Source organism: Streptomyces sp. NPDC002044 (genome assembly GCF_040296725.1).
GTDB lineage: Bacteria > Actinomycetota > Actinomycetes > Streptomycetales > Streptomycetaceae > Streptomyces > Streptomyces antarcticus.
On record NZ_JBEOXU010000008.1, the window covers coordinates 22,960 to 47,073 of the forward strand.

A 24,114-nucleotide genomic window follows, 5' to 3' on the forward strand; every position below is an offset into this window, starting at 1 on the left:
CACCCGGCCGGACGACGTCCCGCTCCGACGGCCCGCTCCCTCCGCACCGCTCCCACCGCACCGACCCACCGCACCGACCCACCGGAGAGACCCATGAGCATCGACCAGAACACCCTGCGCCGCCGCGGCACCGGCCTCATCGCCCACGACCCCGAGCGCAGCTACGGCGGCTACACCCTCTACACGCCCATCACCAGCGCCGGCGAGATCCACCTCGTCGACATCGAGGGGCGGACCGCGCACACCTGGAACTCCCCCCACCCGCCCGGCCGTCAGGCCCAGATCCTGCCGAACGGAAACCTCTTCTACGCGGCCAAGGACACCAGCGGTCCCACCCTCTTCCCCATCTGGGACGTCTACCACGGCGGCATCTTCCAGGAACTCGCCCCCGACTCCACGGTCGTGCGCGAGGCCCGGCACCCCTTCCACCACCACGACGCGTCCCTGCTGCGCAACGGCAACCTCGTCGTCACCGGCGTCGAGCCCCTGTCCCCCGCCGACGCGGCGCGGATCCGGGGCGGCATCCCCGGCTCCGAGGCCCCGGGCGGCGTGATCTACGGGGACGTGGTCCACGAGCTGACGTGGGACGGTGAGGTCGTGTGGCGCTGGGCCGCCATCGAGCACCTCGACCCCGAGGAGGTGCCGCTGAACCGCCACTTCGCCCGCGAGCACTGGCCGATGGCCAACACCGTCAACGAACAGGCCGACGGTTCGCTGGTGGTGGGCTTCCGCAGCGCCTCCACCACCGTGTCCGTCGACCGCGCGGACGGCTCCGTACGCTGGCGCATCGGCCCCGACGTCCTGGCCCAGCAGCACCACCCGCACGAGCTGCCCGGCGGCACGGTCCTCGTCTTCGACAACGGGACGTATCGCGACCACACCTCCGTCCCGTACTCGCGGGTGCTGGAACTCGACCCGCGCACCGGCAAGGAGATCTGGTCGTACGAGGACAACCCGCCGCAGAACTTCTTCAGCCCGTACATGTCCAGCGCCCAGCGCCTCCCCAACGGGAACACCTTCATCGCCGAGGGCTCCTTCGGACGGCTCTTCGAGGTGACGGCCGGCGGAGACGTGGTGTGGGAGTTCGTGGTTCCGCAGTTCCGGGCCTTCGGCGAGGGCGTCGGACTGGAGTCCTCGGGCGGCGCCCAGAACTCGGTATTCCGAGCCTACCGATACGCCGCGGACCAGGTCCCCTGGCTCTGACCGTACCCCGGTTCATTTCACCGGAAGGCGTTGTATGTACGGCGGATTAAATTGGTAAGCGCTTTTGCCCATTCCGATATCCAGACCGTTGACACCCCTTCTCCGGGCTGCCTAGCTTACGCCGCAGATAAACGACATCAGCGGCCTCTCCCGTCCGGTATGACGGCTGCTTTTCGATTCCGCCGCATATCGAAGCTGCTGGAGTGCCCGTTGACCGAACCACTGCTCCTCTCCGCGCCCGCCGGGCCGTCCGGGCCACCGAGCCCGTCCGGGCCACCGGCGCCGCCCGGGCCGGCCGAGCGGGTCCTCCCGCTCGGCCGGCCCGGACGGTGGATCGCCGCCCTGGCCGTCCTCGTCCTGGCCTCCCAGGCCGGCCACGGCCTGCTGACCAATCCCTTCTACCAATGGGACCGCTTCGCCTACTGGTTCTTCCGGCCGGTCATCCTGGAGGGGCTGCTCATCACCCTCCAGGTGGCCGCGTACAGCGCGGTCCTCGGTCTGGCCGGCGGAGTCCTGCTCGCGCTCGGCCGGCTCTCCGGAAGCCCGGTGCTGCGGTCGGCGAGCTGGGCGTACATCTGGCTCTTCCGCTCCGTTCCGCTGATCGTCGTCCTGCTCTTCCTCTACAACCTCAGCGCGCTGTATCCGACCCTGAGCATCGGGGTGCCGTTCGGGCCCGCCTTCCTCACCTTCGACGAGTCCCGGCTCGCCACCGACATCGTCGTGGCCGTGGTCGGGCTGAGCCTGAGCGAGGCGGCGTACGCGGCCGAGATCGTCCGGGCCGGCGTGCTCTCCGTCGACCAGGGCCAGCACGAGGCGGCCGCCGCACTGGGCCTGCCCAAGCGGTACCAGTTCGCCCGGATCGTGTTCCCCCAGGCGCTGCGCTCGATCGTCCCCTCGTACGTCAATCAGCTGATCGGCCTGCTCAAGGCCACCTCGCTGGTCTTCTACGTCTCCCTGCTCGACCTGTTCGGCTCGGTGCAGAGCCTGGCCAGCACCTACCCCGGCGACGTGGTCCCGCTGCTGCTGGTGGCCACCGTCTGGTACGTGATCCTGACCAGCCTGGTCTCCGTCGTGCAGTTCTACATCGAGCGGTACTACGCCCGCGGCGCGCTGCGCACGCTGCCGCCCACCCCCGTACAGCGGGCCCGGGCGGGCCTGCGCGACGTACGGACCCGCTTGCGGACGGAGACGGCCCGATGACCGCCACAGCCACCCAAGGCACCCCGGGCACCACCGACACCGGCACCGGCGCCGCCGACGTGCGGCCGGCCGCGATCGAGGTGCACGCCGTGCACAAGTGGTACGGCGCCCAGCACGTCCTGGACGGGGTCAGCCTGACCGTCGCACCGGGCACGGTCACCGTGATCCTGGGCCGTTCCGGCTCCGGCAAGTCCACCCTGCTGCGGGTGCTCAACCACCTGGAGAAGCCCGACGCCGGGCACGTCAGCGTGGGCGGCGAGCTGATCGGAGTACAGCGCCACGGCTCCCGGCTCAAGGAGCTCGGCGGGCGGGCGATCCTCGCCCAGCGCGGCCGGATCGGCTTCGTCTTCCAGAACTTCAACCTCTTCCCGCACCTGACCGTGCTGGACAACGTCGCCGCGGCCCCGGTGGCCACCGGCCGGCTGCCCCGCGCCGAAGCGCAGGCGCTGGCCCGCGAGCTGCTGGAGCGGGTCGGGCTCGGCGACCGGACCGGCGCCTACCCGCGCCAGTTGTCCGGCGGGCAGCAGCAGCGGGTCGCCATCGCGCGGGCCCTCGCCCTGCGACCCGGGGTCATCCTCTTCGACGAGCCCACCTCCGCCCTCGACCCCGAGCTGGTCGGCGAGGTGCTGTCCGTGATCAAGGACCTGGCCACCGGCGGCACCACCCTCGTCATCGTCACCCACGAGATCGGCTTCGCCCGCGAGGTCGCCGACGAGGTCGTCTTCCTCCACGAGGGACGCATCGTCGAACAGGGCCCGCCCGGCCGGGTTCTGGACCACCCCGAACACCCGCGCACCCGGGAGTTCCTCAGCAAGGTGCTGTGACCCTCCCCCTGTGCCCTCCCCCCTCCGTCCCTCCCCCGCTCCACCCCCACTCGAAAAGGAAACACCCCCATGCAACACCAGTCCTCCCTGCGCGCCAGACTCGTCCGCGGCATCGGTGCGGCGACCGCCACCGTCGCCCTCGCCTCCGGTCTCACCGCCTGCGGCGGCGACGCCGAGGCCACCGGCTCCGCGACCGGCAAGGTCACCGTCGGCGCCGTCTCCAACGGGGCCGCCCAGCAGGCCGAGCTGACCGTCCCGGTCGTCGAGTCCCTGCGCGCCCAGCTGCCCGAGGCGGTCCGCGAGCGCGGCGAGCTCGTCATCGGGGTCGGCGCGCTGCCCGCCGGGTTCCCGCCGCTGGCGTACGTCGGCACCGACCAGAAGACCTTCACCGGGGCCGAGCCGGACCTCGGCCGGCTGGTCGCCGCGTCGCTGGGGCTCAAGCCCGTGGTGAAGAACTCCACCTGGGAGAACCTCTTCGTCGGCATCGACAGCGGAAAGGTCGACGTGGCCTTCACCAACGTGACGGTGACCGAGGAACGCAAGAAGAAGTACGAGTTCGCCTCCTACCGGCAGGACAACCTGGCCTTCGAGGCACTGAAGGAGAACACCTGGACCTTCGGCGGCGACTACCGCGACCTCGCGGGCAAGACCGTCGCGGTCAGCTCCGGCACCAACCAGGAGAAGATCCTCCTGGAGTGGCAGAAGAAGCTTCAGGCCGAGGGCAAGGACATCACCGTCAAGTACTTCCCCGACGCCAACAGCGTCTATCTGGCCCTGAGTGGGAAGAAGATCGACCTCAGCTTCGGCCCGAACCCGTCCATCGCATACCACATCACCCAGACGGCCGGCGGCAACGCCCCCACGCGCAACGCGGGTTCCTTCTCCGGAGCCGGCGAGTCCCTCCAGGGGCTGATCGCGGCGACCGCCAAGAAGGACAGCGGCCTCGCCAAGCCGGTGGCGGACACGATCAACCACCTGATCAAGAACGGGCAGTACGCGCAGCTGCTCACCGCCTGGAACCTGTCCAACGAGGCCGTGGCCACCTCGGAGGTCAACCCTCCCGGCCTTCCCACGACCAACTCCTGAGCCCGCGGACCGTCCCCCGGCCCACTGCCCGCACCCGGAAGGAGAGCCGCGTCCCATGAGCACCGGCACCCCCACCCCGCTCGCCCCTCACATCCTCGACAACCCGGCCTGGGCCTCCCTGTCCGGTCCGCACGCGGCCTTCGCGGAGCATCCGGGCGGCCGGGCGGGCGGCCGCGCCGCGCACGCCGCCCGCTACCCGGCGGACGTCGCACCGTTCGCGGCCATCGCCGACCCCGACGCCCCGCGGTCCTGGGCCGCGCTGCGCGAGCTGGTGGGCGCGGGCGGGGCCGTGACGCTCGCCGGGGTGCTGACCCCGCCCGAGGGGTGGGAGACCCTCGGCACGATCCAGGGCGTCCAGCTGGTCGACACCGCCCTGCGCGCCGAACCGGCTCCGGAGGCGGTCCGGCTCGGGCCGTCCGACGTACCCGAGATGCTCGGCCTGATCGAGCTCACCCAACCCGGACCGTTCCTGCCCCGCACCGTCGAGCTGGGTACGTACCTGGGCATCCGCCACCGGGGCCGGCTGGTGGCGATGGCCGGGGAGCGGCTGCGGCCGCCCGGCTGGACCGAGATCAGCGCGGTGTGCACGCACCCCGAGGTCCGCGGCCGGGGGCTGGCGACGCGGCTGGTCCGCGCCGTCGCCGCAGGGATCCGGGAGCGCGGCGACGTGCCGTTCCTGCACACGGCGGCGAGCAATACGGGCGCGGTGCGACTGTACGAATCGATCGGCTTCACCGTGCGCCGGCGACCGTTCTTCATGGCACTCCGGGCTCCGGCCGACCCGGGCAACACTGCCGCCAAGTTCTCTTAATATTCCGGTCATTGTATGGCCCAGTCATCGGGCGTAGCGTTTTTGAGAGAAATAGCTGACGGGACGAATGCGCGACCCCGCACCGGCTTTCTTCCGCACGCCGATCAGGAAGGCGTATTCCGACGTGTCCGTTTCCCCGTCATCCTCCACTCCGCCGTCATCCTCCACTCACCTGCACCTCGCCGTCGCGCTCGACGGCGCCGGCCGGCACCCCGCCGCCTGGCGCGAGCCCGGCGCCCGGCCCGGGGCGCTGTTCACCGCCCGGTACTGGGCCGACGCCGTCTCCGAGGCCGAGGCGGGACTGCTCGACTTCGTCACCTTCGAGGACGGCCTCGCGCTCCAGTCCACCGCGCCCGACGGCCCCGACGAACGCACCGACCTCGTGCGCGGCCGGCTGGACGCCGTGCTCACCGCCGCCCGCGTGGCACCGCTGACCCGGCACATCGGGCTGGTCCCGAGCGTGACCACGACCCACACCGAGCCCTTCCACATCTCCAAGGCCGTCGCCACCCTCGACCACGTCAGCCGCGGCCGGGCCGGCCTGCGCGTCCAGGTCTCCGGACTCCCCCACGAGGAACGGCACTTCGGCCGCCGCCCCGCGCCGCTCTCCGCCGCCGAGCTGTACGAGGAGGCCGCCGATCACGTCGAGGCGGTCCGGCGGCTGTGGGACAGCTGGGAGGACGACGCGGAGATCCGCGACGTGGCCACGGGCCGCTTCGTCGACCGCGCCAAGCTGCACTACATCGACTTCGAGGGACGCCATTTCCGTGTCCGGGGCCCCTCGATCACCCCGCGGCCGCCGCAGGGCCGGCCCCTCGTCGGCGCGCTCGGGGACGGCGAGGACGGGTACCGGCTCATCGCGCGGTCCACCGACCTCGGGTTCGTGGCCGCCCAGGACGCCGAGGCGGCGCACGCCGCCGTCGCCGCGATCCTGCGGGCCCGCGGGGCCGCCGCGCCCGACGCGGAGCCGCTGCGTCTGTTCGGCGAGCTCACCGTGTTCCTGGACGAGGACGCGCCGGCGGCGGCGGCCCGCAAGGAGCGGCTCGACGCCCTCGCCGGGGAGGTTTTCGCGGACGACACGGAGGTCTTCACCGGCAGCCCCGCCCACCTGGCCGACCTGCTCCTCGAACGGCGGTCAGCCGGCCTGTCGGGCTTCCGGCTTCGGCCGGGAACCACCGCCCACGACCTGCCCGCCGTCACCCGGGGGCTGGTGCCCGAACTCCAGCGCCGCGGCGCCTTCCGCCGCTCGTACGAGGCGGACACCCTGCGCGGGCTCCTCGGGCTGGAGCGCCCGGCCAGCCGTTACGCCGCGCGCGCCGCCACGAGCCCCGCCGCCTGACCCGGACCACCCGGAAGGACGAACCATGAGCACCAAGCCGCTCAAGCAGATCCACCTCGCGGCCCACTTCCCGGGCGTCAACAACACCACCGTGTGGAGTGACCCGGCGGCCGGCAGCCACATCGACTTCGACTCGTTCATCCACTTCGCCCGAACCGCCGAACGCGCCAAGTTCGACTTCCTCTTCCTCGCCGAGGGCCTGCGCCTGCGCGAGCAGGGCGGCGAGATATACGACCTGGACGTGGTGGGCCGCCCGGACACGTTCACCGTCCTCGCCGCCCTGGCCGGTGTCACCGAGCGGCTCGGCCTGACCGGCACGATCAACTCCACCTTCAACGAGCCCTATGAGGTGGCCCGCCAGTTCGCCTCCCTCGACCACCTCTCCGACGGCCGTGCCGCCTGGAACGTCGTCACCTCCTGGGACGCCTTCACCGGTGAGAACTTCCGGCGCGGCGGATTCCTGCCGCGCGAGGAGCGCTACTCCCGGGCCCGGGAGTTCCTGGACACCGCCATCGAGCTGTTCGACTCCTGGGACGGCTCCGAGATCGCCGCCGACGCCGGATCGGGCGTCTTCCTGCGGAACGCGCGGGCCGGGGCCTTCGTCCACCGGGGGCAGCACTTCGACATCGAGGGCCGGTTCAACGTGCCGCGCGGCCCGCAGGGCCGGCCGGTGGTCTTCCAGGCGGGCGACTCGGACGAGGGCCGGGAGTTCGCCGCCTCCCGCGCCGACGCGATCTTCGGACGGTACGCGACCCTCGACGAGGGACGCGCGTTCTACGCCGACGTCAAGGGCCGCCTCGCCGCGTACGGACGCACGCCCGATCAGCTGAAGATCCTGCCCGCGGCCACGTTCGTCCTCGGTGACACCGACGCCGAGGCCCACGAGACCGCCCACGAGGTGCGCCGGCTCCAGGTCAGCGGGCAGACCGCGATCAAGTACCTGGAGCACGTCTGGAACCGGGACCTGTCGGGCTACGACCCGGACGGCCCGCTCCCGGACGTCGACCCGGAGGTCGGGGAGAACACGATCGCCCTGGGACGGGCGAGCGTGCGCCAGTTCCGCGACCCCCTGGCCACCGCCCGGGAGTGGCGCGAGCTCGCCGAGGCCAAGAACCTCTCGATCCGCGAGCTCGTCATCGCGACCACCTCCCGGCAGACCTTCGTGGGCAGCGCCGCGACCGTCGCGGAGTCGATCGACTCGCTGGTGCAGGCGGACGCCGCCGACGGGTTCATCCTGGTCCCGCACATCACCCCGGGCGGTCTGGACGTCTTCGCCGACACCGTCGTACCGCTGCTCCAGGAGCGCGGGGTCTTCCGGTCCGAGTACGAGGGCACCACCCTGCGCGACCACCTCGGGATCTCCGTGCCGGCCGCGGAGCCCGGGGCCGGACGGACCGCGGCCCCGCAGGCCGCCGCCTCGTGAAGTTCCTGGCCATCACCCTGATCGCGGACTCCCCCGACCCGGTGACGGGCGCTCCCGCCCCGCCCCGGGAGCGGTTCCGCCAGGTCGTCGCGGCCGCCCTCCTCGCGGAGGAGCTCGGCTTCGACGGCTTCGGGGTCGGCGAGCGCCACGAGCGGCCGTTCCTGTCGTCCTCGCCGCCCGTGGTCCTCGGCCACATCGCGGCGCTGACCAGCCGCATCCGCCTGTACACGGCGGTGACCACGCTGAGCCTGCTGGACCCGGTGCGGGCGTACGAGGACTACGCGACGCTCGACCACCTCTCCGACGGCCGGCTCGAGCTGATGATCGGCAAGGGGAACGGGACGGCGCAGCGCGAGCTGTTCGACGTGAGCCCCGAGGACCAGTGGGAGCGCAACGCCGAGGGCTACGAGCTGTTCCGGCGGATCTGGCGCGAGGACGAGGTGACCGCCCGGCCGCGGTTCCGGCCCGCGCTGACCCGCGCCGAGGTGCTGCCCCGGCCGTACCAGCGGGACCTGCGGATCTGGCACGGCAGTGCGACGAGCCGGGAGTCCGTCGATCTCGCGGCGCGCTTCGGGGACCCGCTGTTCTCGGCGAACGTCACGCATCCGATCGGCCCGTACGCGGAACTGATCCGGTACTACCGGGAGCGCTGGGAGCACTACGGGCACGACCCGGCGCACGCGGTGGTGGGCGCGGGCACGGCCGGCTTCCACACGGCGCCCACCTCGCAGGCGGCGGTCGCCGCGTACCGGCCGGCGTTCGAGCGGTACCTCGGCTTCCACAAGCTGCTGGGCGCCGAGCCGGTCTTCCCGACGCTGGAGGACTTCGTCGAGCGGAGCTCGGCCCTGATCGGCAGTCCGCAGCAGGTGGTCGAGAAGGTACTCCGCTACCACGAGGAGTTCGGCCACACGGCCCTGCACCTGCAGGCCGAACCGGGCGGCCTCACCGGGGCCGAGCACCGCGCGTCCCTCGAACTCTTCCAGTCGGACGTCGCGCCGGTGCTGCGCGCCGCGGTCCCCGACCCCGTCTTCCCCTCCTCCCCCGACCTGTAAGGAGCCCGGCCATGTCCGGCATCCCCCTCGGCGTCCTCGACCTCGTCCCGATCTCTTCCGGTTCCACCGCGGCCGAGGCCCTGCACCACAGCATCGACCTCGCCCGGCGGACGGAGGAGTTCGGCTACGCCCGCTACTGGTTCGCCGAGCACCACCTCAACCCGGGGGTCGCCGGGACCTCGCCGGCGGTCGTCCTCGCGCTGACCGCCTCCGCCACCACGACGATCAGGATCGGCTCGGGGGCCGTCCAGCTCGGGCACCGCACCGCGCTGTCGACGGTCGAGGAGTTCGGCCTGATCGACGCCCTGCACCCGGGGCGCCTGGACCTGGGCCTGGGCCGCTCCGCGGGCCGTCCGCCGGCCGCCCCGGCCGAGTCCGCGACGCCCGGCACCCCCGTGGTGGACGGGTACACGCCGAACGGACTGCGCGTCCCGGCCCGGTTCTCCTTCGCGCACCTGCTGGGGCACCCCCGGGTGGCGCTCCAGCAGAAGCTGCTCAGCCTGCCGGGGGCGCGGCCCCAGGAGTACGGCGAGCAGGTCGACGACGTGCTGGCGCTGCTCCGGGGCGAGTACCGCTCCCCGGAGGGGGTGGAGGCGCACGCCGTCCCCGGTGAGGGGGCCGACGTACAGGTGTGGATCCTGGGCAGCAGCGGCGGGACGAGCGCGGAGGCCGCCGGCCGCAACGGACTGCGGTTCGCGGCGAACTACCACGTCAGCCCCGCTTCGGTGCTGGAGGCGGCCGAGGGCTACCGGGCGGCGTTCAAGCCGTCCGCCGAGCTGGACCGGCCGTACCTGACGGTGTCCGCCGACGTGGTGGTGGCCGAGGACGACGAGACGGCGCGCGAGCTGGCCGCCGGGTACGCGCCCTGGGTGCGCAGCATCCGGACCGCCGAGGGCGCCATCCCCTTCCCCTCGCCGGACGAGGCCCGCCTGCTGCCCTGGACGGACGCGGACCGGGACCTGGTCGCCGACCGGGTGGACACGCAGTTCACGGGTTCGGCGCGGACGGTCGCGGACCACCTGGAGCGCCTCCAGGAGGCCACGGGGGCCGACGAGCTGCTGATCACGACGATCACGCACGACCACGCGGACCGGGTCCGGTCCTACCAGCTGCTGGCCGAGGAGTGGGCGCGCCGCTGAGCGGGGCGCGCCCCGCCGGCGGGGCAGGTGTGACGGAAGTCTGACGGACCGCCGCGGCCCCTGGCGCCGGGGCGTGCGGTGGTGGTCGAATCGACGGGTGAGCACAGAAGAACGCACGGACCCCGGGGATCCCGACGGCCGGGGCACGCCGGTCGGGCGCCGCCTCGTCCTGGGCATGCTCGGCCTCGGGGCCGCCGGGCTGGTCGCCGCCCCCCTCCTGCAGCGCGGCGTCGAAGCCGTCGCCGGCCGGGACCCCACCGGGCTCACCGGGCTGCTGCCGAACGGCGGCGGGTTCCGCTACTACTCGGTCGCCTCCTCCGTCCCCGAGCGCGGCCCGCAGGACTACCGGCTCACCGTGGGCGGCCTGGTCGAGCGCCCGGCGACGTACTCGCTGGACGCCCTGCGGGGGCTCCCGCAGACCCGGCTGGTCCGCGACGTCCAGTGCGTGACCGGCTGGCGGGTTCCCTCCACCCCCTTCGAAGGCGTTCCGCTGTCCCGGCTGCTCGACGCCGCCGGGGTGCGCCCCGAGGCCCGGGCCGTGCGCTTCGACTGCTTCGACGGCACGTACACCGAGAGCCTCACGCTCGCGCAGGCGCGGCGGGACGACGTCCTGGTGGCGCTGCGGATGCAGGACCGGCCGCTGAGCCACAGCCACGGCGGTCCGGTGCGGCTCTACGTCGCCCCGATGTACTTCTACAAGTCGGCGAAGTGGCTCTCCGGCATCACCCTGACCGACCGGGTCGAACCGGGCTACTGGGAACGTCTCGGCTACGACGTCGACGCCTGGGTCGGCCGCTCGAACGGACGCGACGATGCCCCCACCGCCTGAACGCCCGGCGCGCGTGCGCCGGTTCACCGCGGGCCAGCGCTGGGTCCACCGGACGACGGCGTGGCTGGCCCTGCTGTGCGTCGCCTCGGCCGCCTGCCTGTACCTGCCGCCGCTGGCGGAGCTGGTGGGACGGCGCCGTCTGGTGGTCCTCGTCCACGAGTGGTCCGGGCTGCTGATCCCGCTCCCCTTCCTGCTCGGGCTGGTCTCCCGCGCCTTCCGCGCCGACCTGCGCCGGCTGAACCGGTTCGGGCCGCACGACCGGCGGTGGCTGCGTTCGGCGCTGCGCCGCGAGCGCGGACCCCGGCCCGCCGGCAAGTTCAACGCCGGGCAGAAGGTGTACGCGGGCTGGCTGGCCGGGGCCGTGCTCGTGATGCTCGGCACGGGGCTGCTGATGTGGTTCACCGGCCTCGCCCCGCTCGTCTGGCGGACCGGCGCCACCTTCGTCCACGACTGGCTGGCCCTCGCCCTGGCCGTGGTCCTCGCCGGTCACATCGGCAAGGCCCTGGCCGACCCGGAGGCCCGGCGCGGCATGCGCACCGGCTCCGTGGAGCGCGGATGGGCCGCCCGCGAGCACCCGCTGTGGGATCACTCCGACCGGTGACGACCGGGCCCCGGTACGGGCTCCCGCGGGCGGGTCGGGCGTACGGGAGGGGCGGCACGGGTGGCGTGCCGCCCCTCCCCCGCGGCGGGCTCAGCCGCCGTCGCGCACCGCGACGATGCCGTTGAAGACGCCGACGTAGGCCGTGCCGTCCGGGCCCAGGGTGATCGGGGCCCAGTTGTTGTCGTACAGCGCGCCGGTCCCGGTCAGCTGGCGCCAGCGGCGATCACCGGTGCGGAAGTCCACCGCGGTGAGGTACCAGGCGTCGATGCCCCAGAAGTTGGGTTCCTTCTCGTAGAAGTAGAGCAGCCCGTTCGCGGTGGAGAGCTTGGGGACGACGGAGGGGGAGCGGATCGCGCTCTGCCACACCGTGTCGCAGCCGCTGCCGTCGGCCCGGACGTCGATGCGGCTGACGCCGCCCACGACGGACTTGCCGAGGAGCAGGGTGGTGGGGTTCTCATAGCCGTAGTTGTTCTCGACGACGATGCTGTTGCCCCAGGTGATCAGGGAGTTGTCCGTGGTCGAGGCGCCCGAGCCGAAGACGGGCACCGTGCAGACGAGCCGCTGGCCGGCGGGGACGTCCGCGCCCCGGCGGTAGACGAGGACGTTCATCCGGTCGTCGGCGTTGTCGGTGATGGCGACGTAGCCGTTGCCGAAGAGGTCCGGTGTGGTTCCCGAACCCTGGTTGACGGAACCGGGCTTGGCCTTGGTGCCGCGGTCGTAGGTCTGGCGCCACTGCGCCTCGGGCGTGCCGTCCGCGGCCGCCCGGAAGCTGTACAGGGCGTGGTCGGTGACGATGGAGACGCCGTCCTGGGCCACCGAGAAGGAGTTCTGGATCTCCTCGCCCGGCAGCCGTACGGAGCGGATCTGCGAGGTCGCCGGGTCCACGGTGCCGACGCGTCCCTGGCGGGTGACCCACCAGATGCGGCCGCTCCAGTCGGGCATCACGGAGGTGACGGGGTCGCAGGTGCCGCTGGGCCACAGGTTGGTCCAGGTCACGCAGTCGTGCGGGACGTGGCCGGTGAGGTCCCAGTCGTCGTCGACGGTGAACTTCCAGCTGCCGTCCGGGCTCTGCCCGTGGGAGAGGCGCAGGACGTGCTGGCGGGAGTCGGCCAGCACGGCCCGGTCCTGGTTGTCCAGGTAGAAGTAGGCACCGCCCGAGGTGTCCTTGAAGATCTTCGCGAAGTCGAGCGAGGTGATCGCCTCGACCGTGGAGGAACGCTGCGGAAGCTGGTACTCCGCGAGCGTGGCGAGCGTGCGGGGCTCCAGCAGCTTGACCTTGAAGCCGGTGAACGTGCCGCAGACGGTGACCAGGCGGCCGCCCGAGTCGAAAGTGGCGGTGGCGCATTCGCCGCCGAGGGCGGCGATCTTCTCGCTCGTCACCTGCGGGTTCTTGCCGAGCGGACCGGACCAGGGCGAGGTCGCGCTGCCGGCGGCGTCGGAGTGCATGCCGCTGCGGCCGTTGGGCGCGAGGAAGGGGTGCTGCGGCGGCGCCTCGCCGGGCAGCGGTGCGGCGGCCGCGGGGCTGCCTTCGTAGTGGCTGACCAGGCGGTGGCCGGGGGCCTTGGGTATCTCCTCGGCCTGGGCCGGCGTGATGCCGTACATCGCCGTGAAGGCGACGACGACCGGGACCACAGCGCAGTTCAGCGCTCTTCGGAGCATCCGGACTCCCTCTCTCTCTTCAGTTCTGTTGACATCGTGTCTGACGTCGCGCCGCCGCCAGACGCTAGATCGCGGTGCCCGAGGAGTCCATGGAAGAGGCGGATGATTCACGAAGGCGCAACAGTCGATCAAGGAGGGCGGGCCGGAGGACGGGGCCGGACACCGCCTGGGCGGCGGCCGCGAGGCCGTCGCGGATCGTCACGGCCGTGCGGCCGCCCGCGAGTCGCCGTACGGAGGCCGACGTTCCGTGACGGGCGTTCAGTCCTTGCCGACCCCGTCGGCGATCTCGTCCCAGTGGGCCGTACGGTCGCACCAGCGCGCCAGCAGCACCGGGTCGTGGCCGACGGCGAGCAGGCCGGCCCCGGTGTCGGCGCGGTACTCCTCGACCACCCCGACCAGGGCCGCCGTGGTGGAGGCGTCCAGCATCGCGGTCATCTCGTCGCAGACCAGCCAGCGCGGTCGCAGGATCAGCGCGCGGGCCAGGCAGGCCCGTTGCAGCTGGCCGTCGCTGACCTCGTGGGCACGGCGGGTGAGCAGCTCGCGGCCGAGTCCGACACGCTCCGTCAGCTCGGCGACGGACGCGGCCGCTTCCGTACGGCGTCCCGTGGCGCGGAGGGGCTCCGCGACGAGGTCGCGCAGCCGCAGCCGCGGGTCGGCGGCGAGCCGGGGCTGCTGGAAGACGACGCCGACGGAGGTCCGCAGGTCGCGCGGGGCCCGGTGCCGGTAGCCGGTGACGGTACGGCCGTCCAGGGACACGGTCCCGCGGTCGGGGCGGTGCAGCAGGGCGGCGACGCGGGCGAGGGTGGATTTGCCGCAGCCGCTGGGGCCGAGGAGCCCCAGGGACTCCCCGGGGCGCAGGGCGAGGTGCGCGCCGCGGACGACGGGGGCGCGGCGGTCGTAACCGGCGGTGATGCCGGTGAGCTCAAGCATGGTGGCAGGCCACCCCTTCGGTGAGCGCGGGCCGCTCGGCGCGGCAGGCTCCGTCGGCGCGGGCGCAGCGGGCGGCGAAGGCGCAGCCGGGCGGGAGCGCGCCGAGTTCGGGCGGGGCCCCGGGGATGGGGGTGAAGGCCCGCTCGGGCAGGGCGTCGAGCAGCCCTGCGGCGTAGGGGTGGCGGGGCCCGGGCGTGCCGAAGAAGGCGGCGGCGGAGGCCAGTTCGACGATCCGGCCGGCGTACATGACGGCGACGGTGTCGGCGATCCGCTCGGCGGCGGCGAGGTCGTGGGTGATCATCAGCAGGGCCCGGCCGGCGTCGCGGGTGTGGGTGCGCAGCTCATCGACGGTGCGGTGGACGAGCTCCCGGTCGAGTCCGGTGGTCGGCTCGTCCGCGAGGAGGAGCGGGGCGTCGCCGACGAGCGCGAGCGCGGTGGCGGCACGCTGGGCGAGGCCGCCGGAGAGTTCGTGGGGGTAGCGGTCGAGGTGGTCGGCGGGAAAGGCGGCCCGCTCGGCGGCGGCCTCCGCGGCGGCGCGCAGCGCGTCCCCGCGCAGCCGCCCGCGGGGCGCGGGCACCGCGGGCCGGACCAGTTCGCGGACGGTCTCCTCCAGGTGGGCCCGGATCGTGCGGACCGGGGTGAGGTGCGCGGCCGGGCTCTGCGGGACCAAACCGACGCGGCGGCCGCGTACGGTCCGGGCGAGGGTGCGCTCGTCGGCGGCGAGCAGGTCGAGCCCGTCGGCGAGCCGGGCCGAGCCGGCGGTCTCGGCGTTGCCGGGGAGCAGGCCGAGGAGGGCGGAGGCGAGGACGGACTTGCCGCAGCCGCTCTCGCCGACGAGGGCGAGGCACTCGCCGGGGGCGAGGCGGAAGGAGGCGCCGGTGACGGCCTCGACGTGGCGGCCCGCGCGCATGCGGAAGCGTACGGAGAGCCCGTCGACGGCGAGCACGGGCCAGCCGGCGCGGACCCCGGCGTCGGCGGGGTGGTGGCGGGTCACAGGCTCAGCTCCGAGCGGCGGCGGGGGTTCTGGCGGTCGCGCCAGGCACCCGCGAGTCCGGCGATGGCGAGGGTCGGGATGATCAGCAGGAGCCCCGGGAAGAGGGTGGGCCACCAGTCTCCGGCGAGCAGCGAGCCGCGGGCGCTCTGTACGAGGTTGCCCAGGCTGGCCTGGTGCGCCGGCAGGCCGAGGCCGAGGAACGACAGGGCGGACTCGTGCCACATGGCGTGCGGGACCATCAGCACGGCGGCCAGGCCCGCTTGCGGAAGCACTCCGGGCACCAGGTGGCGGACGGCGACCCGCCACCGCGAGGCACCGCCGGAGATCGCGGCGTCCACGTACGGGCGGCCGCGCAGGGACAGGACCTCGGCGCGGACGATGCGGGCCGTCGACAGCCAGTGGGTGACGGCCACGGAGACGACCACCGGCCAGACGCCCGGCCGGAACATGGCGACGATGAAGATGCCCAGCAACAGGTGCGGGATCGAGGACAGGGTGTCCACGGCCCGCATCACCAGCCGGTCGGTCCACCCGCCCAGTGCCCCCGCGGCCGCGCCCACCGCCGTGCCGAGGACGGAGGCGACGAGCGCCGCCACCAGGCCCACCAGCAGGGAGACCCGCAGCCCGTAGACGCAGCGGAGCAGCAGGTCGCGCCCGACGTCGTCGGTCCCGAAGGGGTGCGCCCACGAGGGCGGCAGCAGCTTCGCCGACAGGTCGACCGCCTGCTGGTCCAGCTGCGCCAGCGGTGGCACCAGCAGGACCGCCAGCGCGATCAGCAGCACGATCGCCGCCGAGACCCGCATCCGCAGCGTCCGCGTCGAACTCCGCACGGTCCCGGCGGACTTCCACACCGGCCCGCTCTCCGCCGTCCGCACCCTCCCGGCCCGCGTCTGCCTCTCCGTCTCCGTGCTGGCCGTCGTCGTCTTCGTCACGGGGGTCACCGGCTCAGCCATCGAAGCCCACCCTCGGGTCGGCCAGCCCGTACAGCAGGTCGGACAGCAGGTTCCCGGCGAGCACCGCCGCCGTGGCCAGCACCGTCAGCGCCGCCAGCAGCGGGAAGTCGACCGAGGTCGCGGCCTGTACGGTCGCCGCCGCGATGCCCGGCCAGCTGAAGACGGTCTCCACCAGCAGCGCGCCCGTGATCAGTTCCGGCACCCGGGAGCCGACCAGCGTCAGCATCGGCAGCATGCCGGAGCGCAGGGCGTGCCCGACCAGGACGCCCCGCTCGGCCAGGCCGCGCGCGCGGGCGCCGCGTACGGGGTCCTCCGCCAGGGCGTCGGCCACTCCCTGGCGGACGTACAGGAAGAACCAGGGCAGTTGGGAGAGCCCCAGCACCAGCGCGGGCAGCACCAGGTGCGAGGTGACCTGGCCGGGGGTGACCACGTCGCTGCCCGCGTCCGTGAGGCCGCCCGAGGGCAGCACTCCCAGGTGCACCGAGAAGAACCAGATGGCCAGCAGCCCCAGCCAGAACGCGGGGGCCGCCTCCAGGGTGTAGGCCAGCGAGCTGACGGCCCGGTCCAGGAGCCCGCCCTGGCGGCGCGCGGCCGGCACGCCGAGCGCGATACCGAGCAGCACGGCCACCGCGAAGGCGCTCGCGGCGAGCAGCGCGGACCAGCCCAGCCGTTCCCCGATGACGTCGGCGACGGGCTGGCGCATGACGGCGGAGGTGCCGAGGTCGCCGGTGAGGGCCGAGGTGATCCACTCCCACCAGCGCGCGACGAGCGGCTGGTCCGCGCCCAGGTTGGCGCGCAGCTGGTCGAGGTCGGCCTGCGAGGCGGTGAGTCCCGCCGTGCCGGCGTACGCCTTGACGGGGTCGAAGGGGGACGACGCGGCGATGGCGAAGACCCCGAAGGTGACGACGAGCAGGACGGGCGCGGCGAAGAGCGTTCGCCGCCCCGCCATGCGCGCCATCGGCGCCCAGGGGAGGCGGCCGGCGGGGAAGGTCACGTCGCCCGGCTCACTTCTGCTTCGGCTTCCAGGTCTCGACGTTCCACCAGGGGCCGGTGCCGAGGCCGTGGTCGTGCGGCTCGATCTGCGTGGTGAGACCGTCCCACTTGTCGTTGACGACGTACAGGTGGTCGATGTGGGTGAGGAAGACATAGCCCGGGTTCTTCACGAGCTCGCGCTGCACGGTGTCGTACGCGGCCTTGCGCGCGGCCGGGTCGCCGCTGCGGCGGCCGTCGGTCAGCGCCCGGTCGACGGCCGGGTTGTCGTACCAGGCCATGTTGTTGAAGCCGTCGCCCGCGAGGGAGGAGGTCAGCAGCAGGTACTGGTCGAAGTCGGGGTCGGCCGGGGAGCCGCCGCCGGCGAGGACGGCGTCGGTCTTCATCCGGGGCTCGATGACCTCCCAGGTCCCCGCCTCGGTCTTGACCTCGACGCCGGCCTTCTTGGCGTCGGAGGCGAAGGCGAGCGCGTGGTCCTGGCGGATCTTGTCGCCGGAGGTGTACCAGAGCGGGAAGGAGGCGCGGACCCCGTCCTTGACGCGGACTCCGTCCGCGCCCGGCTTCCAGCCTGCCTCGTCGAGGATCCGCTGCGCCTTGGCGAGGTCGTGGGCGCGCTCGGTGCCCGCGGTGAACCACGGGCTTGTGGTGGGGACCGGCCCGAAGGCGGGCTTGCCCGCGCCCTCCAGGAGCTTGTCGACCATGGTGGTGCGGTCGACGGCCACGTCCAGCGCCTGGCGGACCGCGAGGTCGCCGGTGACCGGGTGGTGCGTCGGGAGGGTCACGGTGCGGTAGTCGAAGGTCTTGGCGGCGAGCGTCGTGCGCGCGGTGTCGGCGGCGAACCCCTCGGCGAGGTTCGGCGGCAGGACCGCCGCGTCCAGCTCGCCGGAGCGCAGCCGGGTCGCGCGGACGTCGTCGTCCTTGATGACGGCCATGGTGAACTTCTTCACCGCGGGCTCGCCGCCCCAGTAGCCGGGGTTCGCCTTGAAGCTGAGCTTCTCGCCCTTGGACCAGCCGGTGAGCAGGTAGGGGCCGGTACCGACGGGCCGGGTGGTGAACTCGCCGCTGTTGACGTCCTGCCGGCCCGCGACGTGCTCGGGGGCGATCGGCAGCACGGTCCGCTCGGCGAACGGCGCGTAGGGGTACTTCAGGGTGAAGACGACCGTGTCCGCGCCGCGTGCCTCGACGCCCGCGACGGCGTCGAGTTCGGTCTTGGAGGCGTTGTTCGTCTTCGCGTCGAGGATCGTGCGGTAGGTGAAGACGACGTCCGCGGCGGAGAAGGGCTGCCCGTCGCTGAACTTCACGCCCTGGCGCAGCTTGTACGTGTAGGTGAGCCCGTCCGCGCCGACCTCGGGGAGGGCCTCGGCCAGCGCGGGCTTCAGCTTCAGGTCCGCGTCGTGGGCGAGCAGCCCGTCGAAGATCTTGGAGTTGCCGTCCTTGCCGTAGCCGAGCAGCGGGCTCAGGCTCTCCGGTTCGGTCGCGATGCCGACGACGGCGGAGTCCGCGGACCCGCCGCCGGCACCTCCGCCGGGGCTGGAGCAGGCCGCCACGCCCGTGATGAGTGCGGCGGCCAGCGTCGCGCGTGCCACTCCCCGTACTGTCCGGGCCGTCATGCTGTACACATCCCTGTTCATGATCATCTGCTATTGCAAAGAGATCGCAATAATGCCAGACGAGATCAGAAGAAGGCGAACCCGGTCACAACGACGGACCCCGCCCACCCCGGGGCCGCAGGGGGCTTGCCCACCCCGAGGCCCTCGTGCCATATATGTCTAGACCTTTAAAGCGCTCAACGAGAGCCAGGAAACGCCGGACAACGCCGAGGAGCGCCGGCGAGAGAAGCCGAGCAAGCCGAGGAAGGCACCCCCGTGCGACGCAGCGCCCCCACGCTGGCCCTCTGCCTGGCCCTGACCGGCCTGGCGGCGTGCACCGCGTCCGATACCCAGGCCCCGCCCGCCCCCGCCGGGCTGACCGCCCAGGCGGGCAGCGCCACCACCGTGCACGTCATGTGGGACGCCGCGGCGCAACGGGACGGGGTGACCGGCTACCAGGTCTTCCAGGCGGGCCGTCTGGTCCGGGAACTCCCCGCGGAGAAGACCATGACGGACGTCACCGGCCTCGCTCCGCAGACCGCGTACGCCTTCACCGTCCGGGCCCGGGACGCCGCCGGGAACGTCTCCGGAGCAGGTCCCGCCGTCGGGGCGACCACCCCGGCCGCGAAGGCCGAGGACCGCGTGGCCCCCACCGCTCCGGCCGCCACCGGGGGCGGGGCGACCGGACCCCGGTCCGCGCGGATGACCTGGACCGCCGCGGGCGACGACACGGGCGTGACGGCGTACGACGTCTACCAGGGCGGCGTCCGCATCCACACCGCCGGCCCGGGCGAGACCTCGACCGTCCTGAGCGGCCTCCAGCCGGACACCGTCTACACCTTCACCGTCAGGGCCCGGGACGGAGCCGACAACTCCTCCCCCGACGGCCCGGCCGTGGACGTCACCACCCCGCCCGCGGCGGGCGGCGGGCCGGGCACGGCACCCTCCGGGTTCACCGCGACCGCCTCCCCCGGCACGGTCACCCTCTCCTGGACCGCGCCGGACACGGGCCGCGAGACCAGCGACTACGAACTCCACGTCAACGGACGGCTCACGACCACGGTGCAGTTCGGCGCGGGCGCGGTGCCCGCGGGCCGGGTGGAGCACCGGCTCACCGTGACCGAGCCCCCCGGCACCGTGTGGCGGGTCAAGCTCCGCGCCAGGCTTCCCGACGGCAACTGGGGCGCCTTCTCCGCAGAGCGCGAAGTAACCCTCACCGCATGAGACATGACAGCGTTTCAGCCTGAACCGCACGCGCGGACAAGAAGATCACGCAGAATACTCCCGTGTTCGGAGAGTACTCGGTCAACAACAATCAGGCAGACGCGGATGCCGACGGCTCTGCGCCAGAATCTGGCACCGTGCCGGGAAACCTGCCGCCGGAATCGGCGAGCTTCGTCGGCCGGGAGCGAGAACTCGGCCTGCTGGAAGGACTGTTGCGCGAGCGGCGGCTGGTCACGCTGACGGGGGTGGGCGGCGTCGGCAAGTCCCGCCTCGCCCTGCGGGCCGCCGCCCGCGCCCGCCGGGAGCGCCCCGACGGCGTCTGGTGGGCCGAGCTGTCACCGCTGCGCGACCCGCGCCTGCTCACCGCGACCGTGGCCCACGCCGTCGGCCTCGCCGACCACTCCGCGGCCGCCCTCGACGAGGAGCTGTGCGCCTGGATGGCGGACAAGACCCTGCTCCTCGTCCTGGACACCTGCGAGCACCTGGTGGCCGACTGCCGCCACCTCGTGGGCGAACTCCTCCAGTCCGCACCCGGGTTGACGGTCCTGGTCACCTCCAGGGAGCCGCTCGGCTCCCCCGGCGAGCGGGTCGTCGACGTCCGCCCGCTGCCCTGCGAGGGCCCCGACAGCGACGCCCTCGCCCTCTTCCGCGCCCGCGCCCTCACCGCCACCCCGCGGGCGGCCGCCGCCTTCGCCGACCCGGACCGGGCCGGGATCGCCGCCGAGGTGTGCCGGCGCCTGGACGGAATCCCGCTCGCCCTGGAACTCGCCGGCGCCCGGATGCGGCGGTGGAGCCTGGAGCAGATGGCCGACCGGCTCGGGGCGCGGTTCGAGGTGCTCGCGGACACCCGCACCGCCCGCCCGACCCGGCACCAGACCATGCGCACCGCGATCGGCTGGAGCCACGAGCTGTGCGAGCCGGTGGAACGGCTGCTCTGGGCCCGGCTCTCCGTCTTCAGCGGAGACTTCGACGCCGCCGCGGCCCGCGCCGTCTGCGCGGGCGGGCCGCTCCCCGCCGCCGGGGTGGAGCGGGTACTGGCCGGCCTGGTCGCCAAGTCGGTGGTCCGCCGCACCGAGGAGCGGGGCGCCGGGACCCGCTACCGGATGCTCGACACGATCCGCGAGTACGGACACGGCTGGCTGGCCGAACTCGGCGAGGACCGGCTCGTCGCCGACCGGCACGCCCACTGGTACGCCGCCCTCGCCCGGGCCGCCGACCGGGGCTGGCTGGGCCCCGGCCAGGTGGACTGGTACCGCAGGACGACCGCCGAGCGCGCGCAGCTGCGCACGGCGCTGGAACACCTGCTGGGGTCGGACCCGACGGCCGCGCTCGAGATGGCCGGCGCGCTGTGGTTCTACTGGTTCGCGTGCGGCCACGTCCACGAGGGCCGGAGCTTCCTGGAACGCGCCCTGCGGGCCGCACCGCCCGCGGGCGCCGCGTACAACCAGGCCCAATGGGCGCTCGGGCTCACGGCGATGCTCCAGGGCGACATGGACGCGGCCCGCGAGATCGGCGCCCAGTGCACCAGGGCGGCGGCCCGGCTGGCGGACCCCGAACGGGAGCTGCGCGCCGCGTACCTGTCGGCGGTGGCGGTCCTGATGCCCGGCGATCCCGTGCGGGCCCTCGCGCTGGCCGGCCCGCGGGCACGGGCCGGCCACGGCGGGCGCACCAGCGCCCCCGGCTGGCTGCTGTGCAAACTGGCCACCGGCTACGCGCTGTGCGACCTGGAACGGTACGAGGAGGCCACGGCCGAGGCGCGCTCCCTGCGGGAGGTTTGCACGGAGCTGGGCGAGCGCTGGCTGCGGGCGTACGCGGACTACATCCTGGCGGTGGCCGCGCTGGGCCTGGGCGACCACGGGGAGGCGGCCCGGCACGTACGGGCCATGCTGTCCGGCAAACGGCTGCTCGGCGACCGGTTCGGCATAGCGCTCGGCCTGGACGTGCTGGCGGCGGCGGTCGCCGCGCTGGGCGACGGGGAACTGGCGGCGCGCCTGCTGGGCACCGGGCACGCCTGGTGGCGTACGGTCGGCCGGCCGCAGATGGGCGGCTCGCCCTCGCTGACGGCCCTGCGGGACCGGGGCGAGCGGCAGGCCCGCGCGGCGATCGGCGACGCGGCGTACGAGACGGCGTTCCTGGGCGGCACGGCGGCACCCACCGGCTGAGCACCAGCCGGCGGGCGGTGTGCGGCGGCGGTGGACCGCGTCGGGGCTCCCGTCAGTACGGGAGGGGTCTGCCCGACGGTGTGCGCAGGTCCAGGTCTCGGGGGGCGGGCTTCGGAACGGGCTTGCGGATCAGCTGCTGGCGCATGCTGCCTCCTCGGCTCAGACCAGGGCCGGCCGGCGGGGTGCCACCGTTCGGCCGTCGGGGAGCAGTTCACCGGTGTCGTCGAAGACGACGGCACCGTTGCACAGCAGGCTCCAGCCCTGTTCGGGATGGAAGGCCACCACGCGGGCTGTCTCGTGGTCGGCGCTGTCTACGGCAGGGCAGGGGGGCTGGTGGGAGCACATGGCGCACCTCCTCGCAGAGTGGGGCGGGAGGGCCGGTGGTCACCCGGTCGAATCCGCGATCCACGGTGGCGGTGAGTATTGCTGATCGCCACCCCCGGGCGGAACCCATATACGCCGCCCAGTTCACGGTGTGTATGCCCGATTACGATGCGCTCATGCCCGGCATCCGGATCATTCACCGCACACCCCTCCCGCCGGCCGAGGTCTGGCACCGGCTCACGGACTGGGAGCGCCACGGGGAGCAGGTCCCCCTCACCCGTACGGTCGTCGCGACGGCTCCCCCGACGCGCGTCGGGACGGTCTTCACGGCGCGCACGGGAGTGGGTGGGATCACCTTCGACGACCCGATGGAAGTGACGCTCTGGCGCCCGCCCGGCCCGGACGCGGCGGGGCTGGTGCGGCTGGAGAAGCGCGGCCGGGTGGTGACGGGCTGGGCCGAGATCGAGGTCCGTCCGCAGCCCGGGGGCGGCACGGAGGTGCGGTGGCGCGAGCACCTGCGCCTGCGCGGCCTCCCGCGCCTCGTGGACCCGGTGGTCGACGCGGCGGGCCGGGCGGTCTTCGGCCGGGCGCTGCGCCGCATGCTGCGGCCGTAGGGCCCGGGACCCGCCCCGGGCGGGTCGACCGCGAGCTGCCTCAGGCCGCTGCGGCAGGAGAGGTCCCGGGGGGCTTCGCGGGCGGCCGGACCGGCGCCGTCGTACGGGAACTGCTGGCCCGCTCCCCCGGGGGCCGTGCCGCCGGCCGCGCCCGGGGCGCCGTACCCGCGCCGGGACCCCCGGGCGGGCGGCGCCACCGGCTACGCGCTCGGGGGAGTGGAGGTGCCTCCCGTACCCGTACCGGATTCCGTACGGGAGCCCGGGCCGCCGGAACCGGCCTCCACCGCCCGGCCGGAGGTGCGCCACCTCGGTGACCGGGCCCCGACCTACGCCGCCGAACCGGGCGCGCTGCCCGCCGCCGACCCGTCGGCCCTCGCCGGGCTGACCCCCGACACCGTCCTGGACGGGGCCCGCTACGGCACGTACACCCTGCGCGCCGCCTCCCTGCGCGGGGACTCCGCGCGCTACCGCGGCGAGCCGCGCCGGGACCACCTCCTCACCGCCCGCTTCGGCACCGGCGACGACGCCCTGGTCCTCGTGGTCCTCGCGGGCGGCGACCGGGCCGCCCCCGGGGCCGCCGAAGCGGCCGCCGAACTGTGCCGGACCGTCGCCGCGGCCGTCGGACGCAGCCAGGAGCGGCTGGCCGACGACATCCGTGGCGGGCACCGCGAAGCCCTGCGCTCGGGACTCCAGCGGCTCACCGACCGGGGCTACGGGCGGCTGCGGGCGCACGCCGCCGCGCTGGGCCTCGCCGAGGAGGCGTACACCGCCGGGCTGCGCGGCCTGCTGCTCCCGGTGGACCCGCAGTGCCGCACCCGGGTCTGCTTCGGCTCGGGTGCGGGCGGGCTGTTCCGGCTCCGGGGAGGCCGCTGGCAGGACCTGGAGCCCGACGCGCCCGCGGCGACGGCGTCCGAGGAACGGGACGCCGACTTCCGCTTCCGCGCGTCGGTGGCCCGCCCGGGGGACACGCTGCTGCTGTGCTCGGGCGGCCTGGCCGAGCCGATGGAGGAGGAGGCCGCCCTGTCGGCCGAGCTCGCCGCCCGCTGGTCGGGGCAGGAGCCGCCGGGCCTCGCGGCCTTCCTCGCGGACATCCAGCTCCGCCTCAAGGGGTACGCGGACGACCGCACGGCCGCCGCAGTCTGGGAGGCGTAACCGGCGCACGCGTGGC

At 73.9% G+C, this 24,114-nt stretch carries 22 protein-coding genes; 15 read left to right on the top strand and 7 right to left on the bottom strand.

Annotation, left to right across the window (positions count from 1 at the left end; translation table 11 throughout):
- The first annotated feature begins 93 nt into the window (after window positions 1-93).
- The 11 genes from ABT106_RS03795 (at window position 94) to ABT106_RS03845 (ending at window position 11,507) form a co-directional block, all read left to right on the top strand.
- Window positions 94-1,203, top strand: a complete 1,110-nt coding sequence (locus tag ABT106_RS03795; RefSeq protein WP_351271788.1) for an aryl-sulfate sulfotransferase — start codon at window positions 94-96, stop codon at window positions 1,201-1,203.
- A 210-nt stretch (window positions 1,204-1,413) separates the two neighbouring features.
- On the top strand, window positions 1,414-2,403 hold the full coding sequence (locus ABT106_RS03800; protein ID WP_502979193.1) for an amino acid ABC transporter permease: 990 nt from the start codon (window positions 1,414-1,416) through the stop codon (window positions 2,401-2,403).
- Window positions 2,400-3,227, top strand: coding sequence for an amino acid ABC transporter ATP-binding protein (locus ABT106_RS03805; protein ID WP_351271791.1), 828 nt, complete (start codon window positions 2,400-2,402; stop codon window positions 3,225-3,227). The genes ABT106_RS03800 and ABT106_RS03805 overlap by 4 nt, the downstream gene beginning before the upstream one ends.
- A 69-nt stretch (window positions 3,228-3,296) precedes the next feature.
- Entirely contained in the window at window positions 3,297-4,313 is a 1,017-nt protein-coding gene (locus ABT106_RS03810; protein WP_351271794.1) for a transporter substrate-binding domain-containing protein, read from the top strand.
- Window positions 4,314-4,368: 55 nt separating this feature from the next.
- On the top strand, window positions 4,369-5,124 hold the full coding sequence (locus ABT106_RS03815; protein WP_351271797.1) for a GNAT family N-acetyltransferase: 756 nt from the start codon (window positions 4,369-4,371) through the stop codon (window positions 5,122-5,124).
- A 124-nt stretch (window positions 5,125-5,248) separates the two neighbouring features.
- Entirely contained in the window at window positions 5,249-6,463 is a 1,215-nt protein-coding gene (locus ABT106_RS03820) for an LLM class flavin-dependent oxidoreductase (protein ID WP_351271800.1), read from the top strand.
- A gap of 25 nt (window positions 6,464-6,488) precedes the next feature.
- Window positions 6,489-7,886, top strand: coding sequence for an NtaA/DmoA family FMN-dependent monooxygenase (locus tag ABT106_RS03825; protein WP_351271803.1), 1,398 nt, complete (start codon window positions 6,489-6,491; stop codon window positions 7,884-7,886).
- Window positions 7,883-8,938 carry an LLM class flavin-dependent oxidoreductase gene (locus tag ABT106_RS03830; RefSeq protein WP_351271806.1) on the top strand — a complete coding sequence of 352 codons (1,056 nt, stop codon included), beginning with the start codon at window positions 7,883-7,885 and terminating at the stop codon, window positions 8,936-8,938. The genes ABT106_RS03825 and ABT106_RS03830 overlap by 4 nt, the downstream gene beginning before the upstream one ends.
- Before the next feature lie 11 nt (window positions 8,939-8,949).
- Window positions 8,950-10,077, top strand: coding sequence for an LLM class flavin-dependent oxidoreductase (locus ABT106_RS03835; protein WP_351271809.1), 1,128 nt, complete (start codon window positions 8,950-8,952; stop codon window positions 10,075-10,077).
- Window positions 10,078-10,252: 175 nt separating this feature from the next.
- A complete protein-coding gene (locus ABT106_RS03840; protein ID WP_502979200.1) occupies window positions 10,253-10,906 on the top strand; it encodes a molybdopterin-dependent oxidoreductase in 654 nt (217 codons plus the stop codon).
- Window positions 10,890-11,507: a cytochrome b/b6 domain-containing protein gene (locus tag ABT106_RS03845; RefSeq protein ID WP_351271815.1), complete on the top strand. Its 618-nt coding sequence runs from the start codon at window positions 10,890-10,892 to the stop codon at window positions 11,505-11,507. The genes ABT106_RS03840 and ABT106_RS03845 overlap by 17 nt, the downstream gene beginning before the upstream one ends.
- 90 nt (window positions 11,508-11,597) lie before the next feature.
- Here ABT106_RS03845 and ABT106_RS03850 read toward each other — a convergent pair whose 3' ends face one another.
- The 6 genes from ABT106_RS03850 to ABT106_RS03875 all read right to left on the bottom strand — a co-directional run bounded on the left by ABT106_RS03850 (window position 11,598) and on the right by ABT106_RS03875 (window position 18,643).
- Window positions 11,598-13,166: a hypothetical protein gene (locus tag ABT106_RS03850; protein WP_502979195.1), complete on the bottom strand. Its 1,569-nt coding sequence runs from the start codon at window positions 13,164-13,166 to the stop codon at window positions 11,598-11,600.
- Window positions 13,167-13,424: 258 nt separating this feature from the next.
- The gene (locus ABT106_RS03855) at window positions 13,425-14,096 is read right to left on the bottom strand and encodes an ABC transporter ATP-binding protein (protein ID WP_351271818.1); all 672 of its coding nucleotides are present in this window, start codon (window positions 14,094-14,096) and stop codon (window positions 13,425-13,427) included.
- Window positions 14,089-15,090, bottom strand: a complete 1,002-nt coding sequence (locus ABT106_RS03860; RefSeq protein ID WP_351271821.1) for an ABC transporter ATP-binding protein — start codon at window positions 15,088-15,090, stop codon at window positions 14,089-14,091. Before ABT106_RS03860 ends, ABT106_RS03855 begins: the two co-directional genes overlap by 8 nt.
- A complete protein-coding gene (locus ABT106_RS03865; RefSeq protein WP_351271932.1) occupies window positions 15,087-15,893 on the bottom strand; it encodes an ABC transporter permease in 807 nt (268 codons plus the stop codon). The genes ABT106_RS03860 and ABT106_RS03865 overlap by 4 nt, the downstream gene beginning before the upstream one ends.
- Before the next feature lie 142 nt (window positions 15,894-16,035).
- Complete coding sequence (locus ABT106_RS03870) at window positions 16,036-17,001, bottom strand: ABC transporter permease (RefSeq protein ID WP_351271935.1); 966 nt, start codon at window positions 16,999-17,001, stop codon at window positions 16,036-16,038.
- A 46-nt stretch (window positions 17,002-17,047) separates the two neighbouring features.
- Complete coding sequence (locus tag ABT106_RS03875; protein ID WP_351271824.1) at window positions 17,048-18,643, bottom strand: ABC transporter substrate-binding protein; 1,596 nt, start codon at window positions 18,641-18,643, stop codon at window positions 17,048-17,050.
- 255 nt (window positions 18,644-18,898) lie between these two features.
- Between ABT106_RS03875 and ABT106_RS03880 the strand changes: the two genes are divergently transcribed.
- Together ABT106_RS03880 and ABT106_RS03885 are read left to right on the top strand one after the other, a co-directional pair.
- The gene (locus ABT106_RS03880; RefSeq protein ID WP_351271827.1) at window positions 18,899-19,846 is read left to right on the top strand and encodes a fibronectin type III domain-containing protein; all 948 of its coding nucleotides are present in this window, start codon (window positions 18,899-18,901) and stop codon (window positions 19,844-19,846) included.
- Window positions 19,847-19,983: 137 nt separating this feature from the next.
- On the top strand, window positions 19,984-22,008 hold the full coding sequence (locus tag ABT106_RS03885) for an ATP-binding protein (RefSeq protein ID WP_351271830.1): 2,025 nt from the start codon (window positions 19,984-19,986) through the stop codon (window positions 22,006-22,008).
- Between the two features lie 159 nt (window positions 22,009-22,167).
- On the opposite strand, the gene ABT106_RS03890 is transcribed toward ABT106_RS03885, so the two are convergent.
- Window positions 22,168-22,353: a DUF5999 family protein gene (locus ABT106_RS03890; protein ID WP_351271833.1), complete on the bottom strand. Its 186-nt coding sequence runs from the start codon at window positions 22,351-22,353 to the stop codon at window positions 22,168-22,170.
- A 155-nt stretch (window positions 22,354-22,508) separates the two neighbouring features.
- Between ABT106_RS03890 and ABT106_RS03895 the strand changes: the two genes are divergently transcribed.
- The gene (locus ABT106_RS03895) at window positions 22,509-22,946 is read left to right on the top strand and encodes an SRPBCC family protein (RefSeq protein WP_351271836.1); all 438 of its coding nucleotides are present in this window, start codon (window positions 22,509-22,511) and stop codon (window positions 22,944-22,946) included.
- A gap of 222 nt (window positions 22,947-23,168) precedes the next feature.
- Entirely contained in the window at window positions 23,169-24,098 is a 930-nt protein-coding gene (locus ABT106_RS03900) for a protein phosphatase 2C domain-containing protein (RefSeq protein WP_351271839.1), read from the top strand.
- Window positions 24,099-24,114 lie beyond the last annotated feature (16 nt).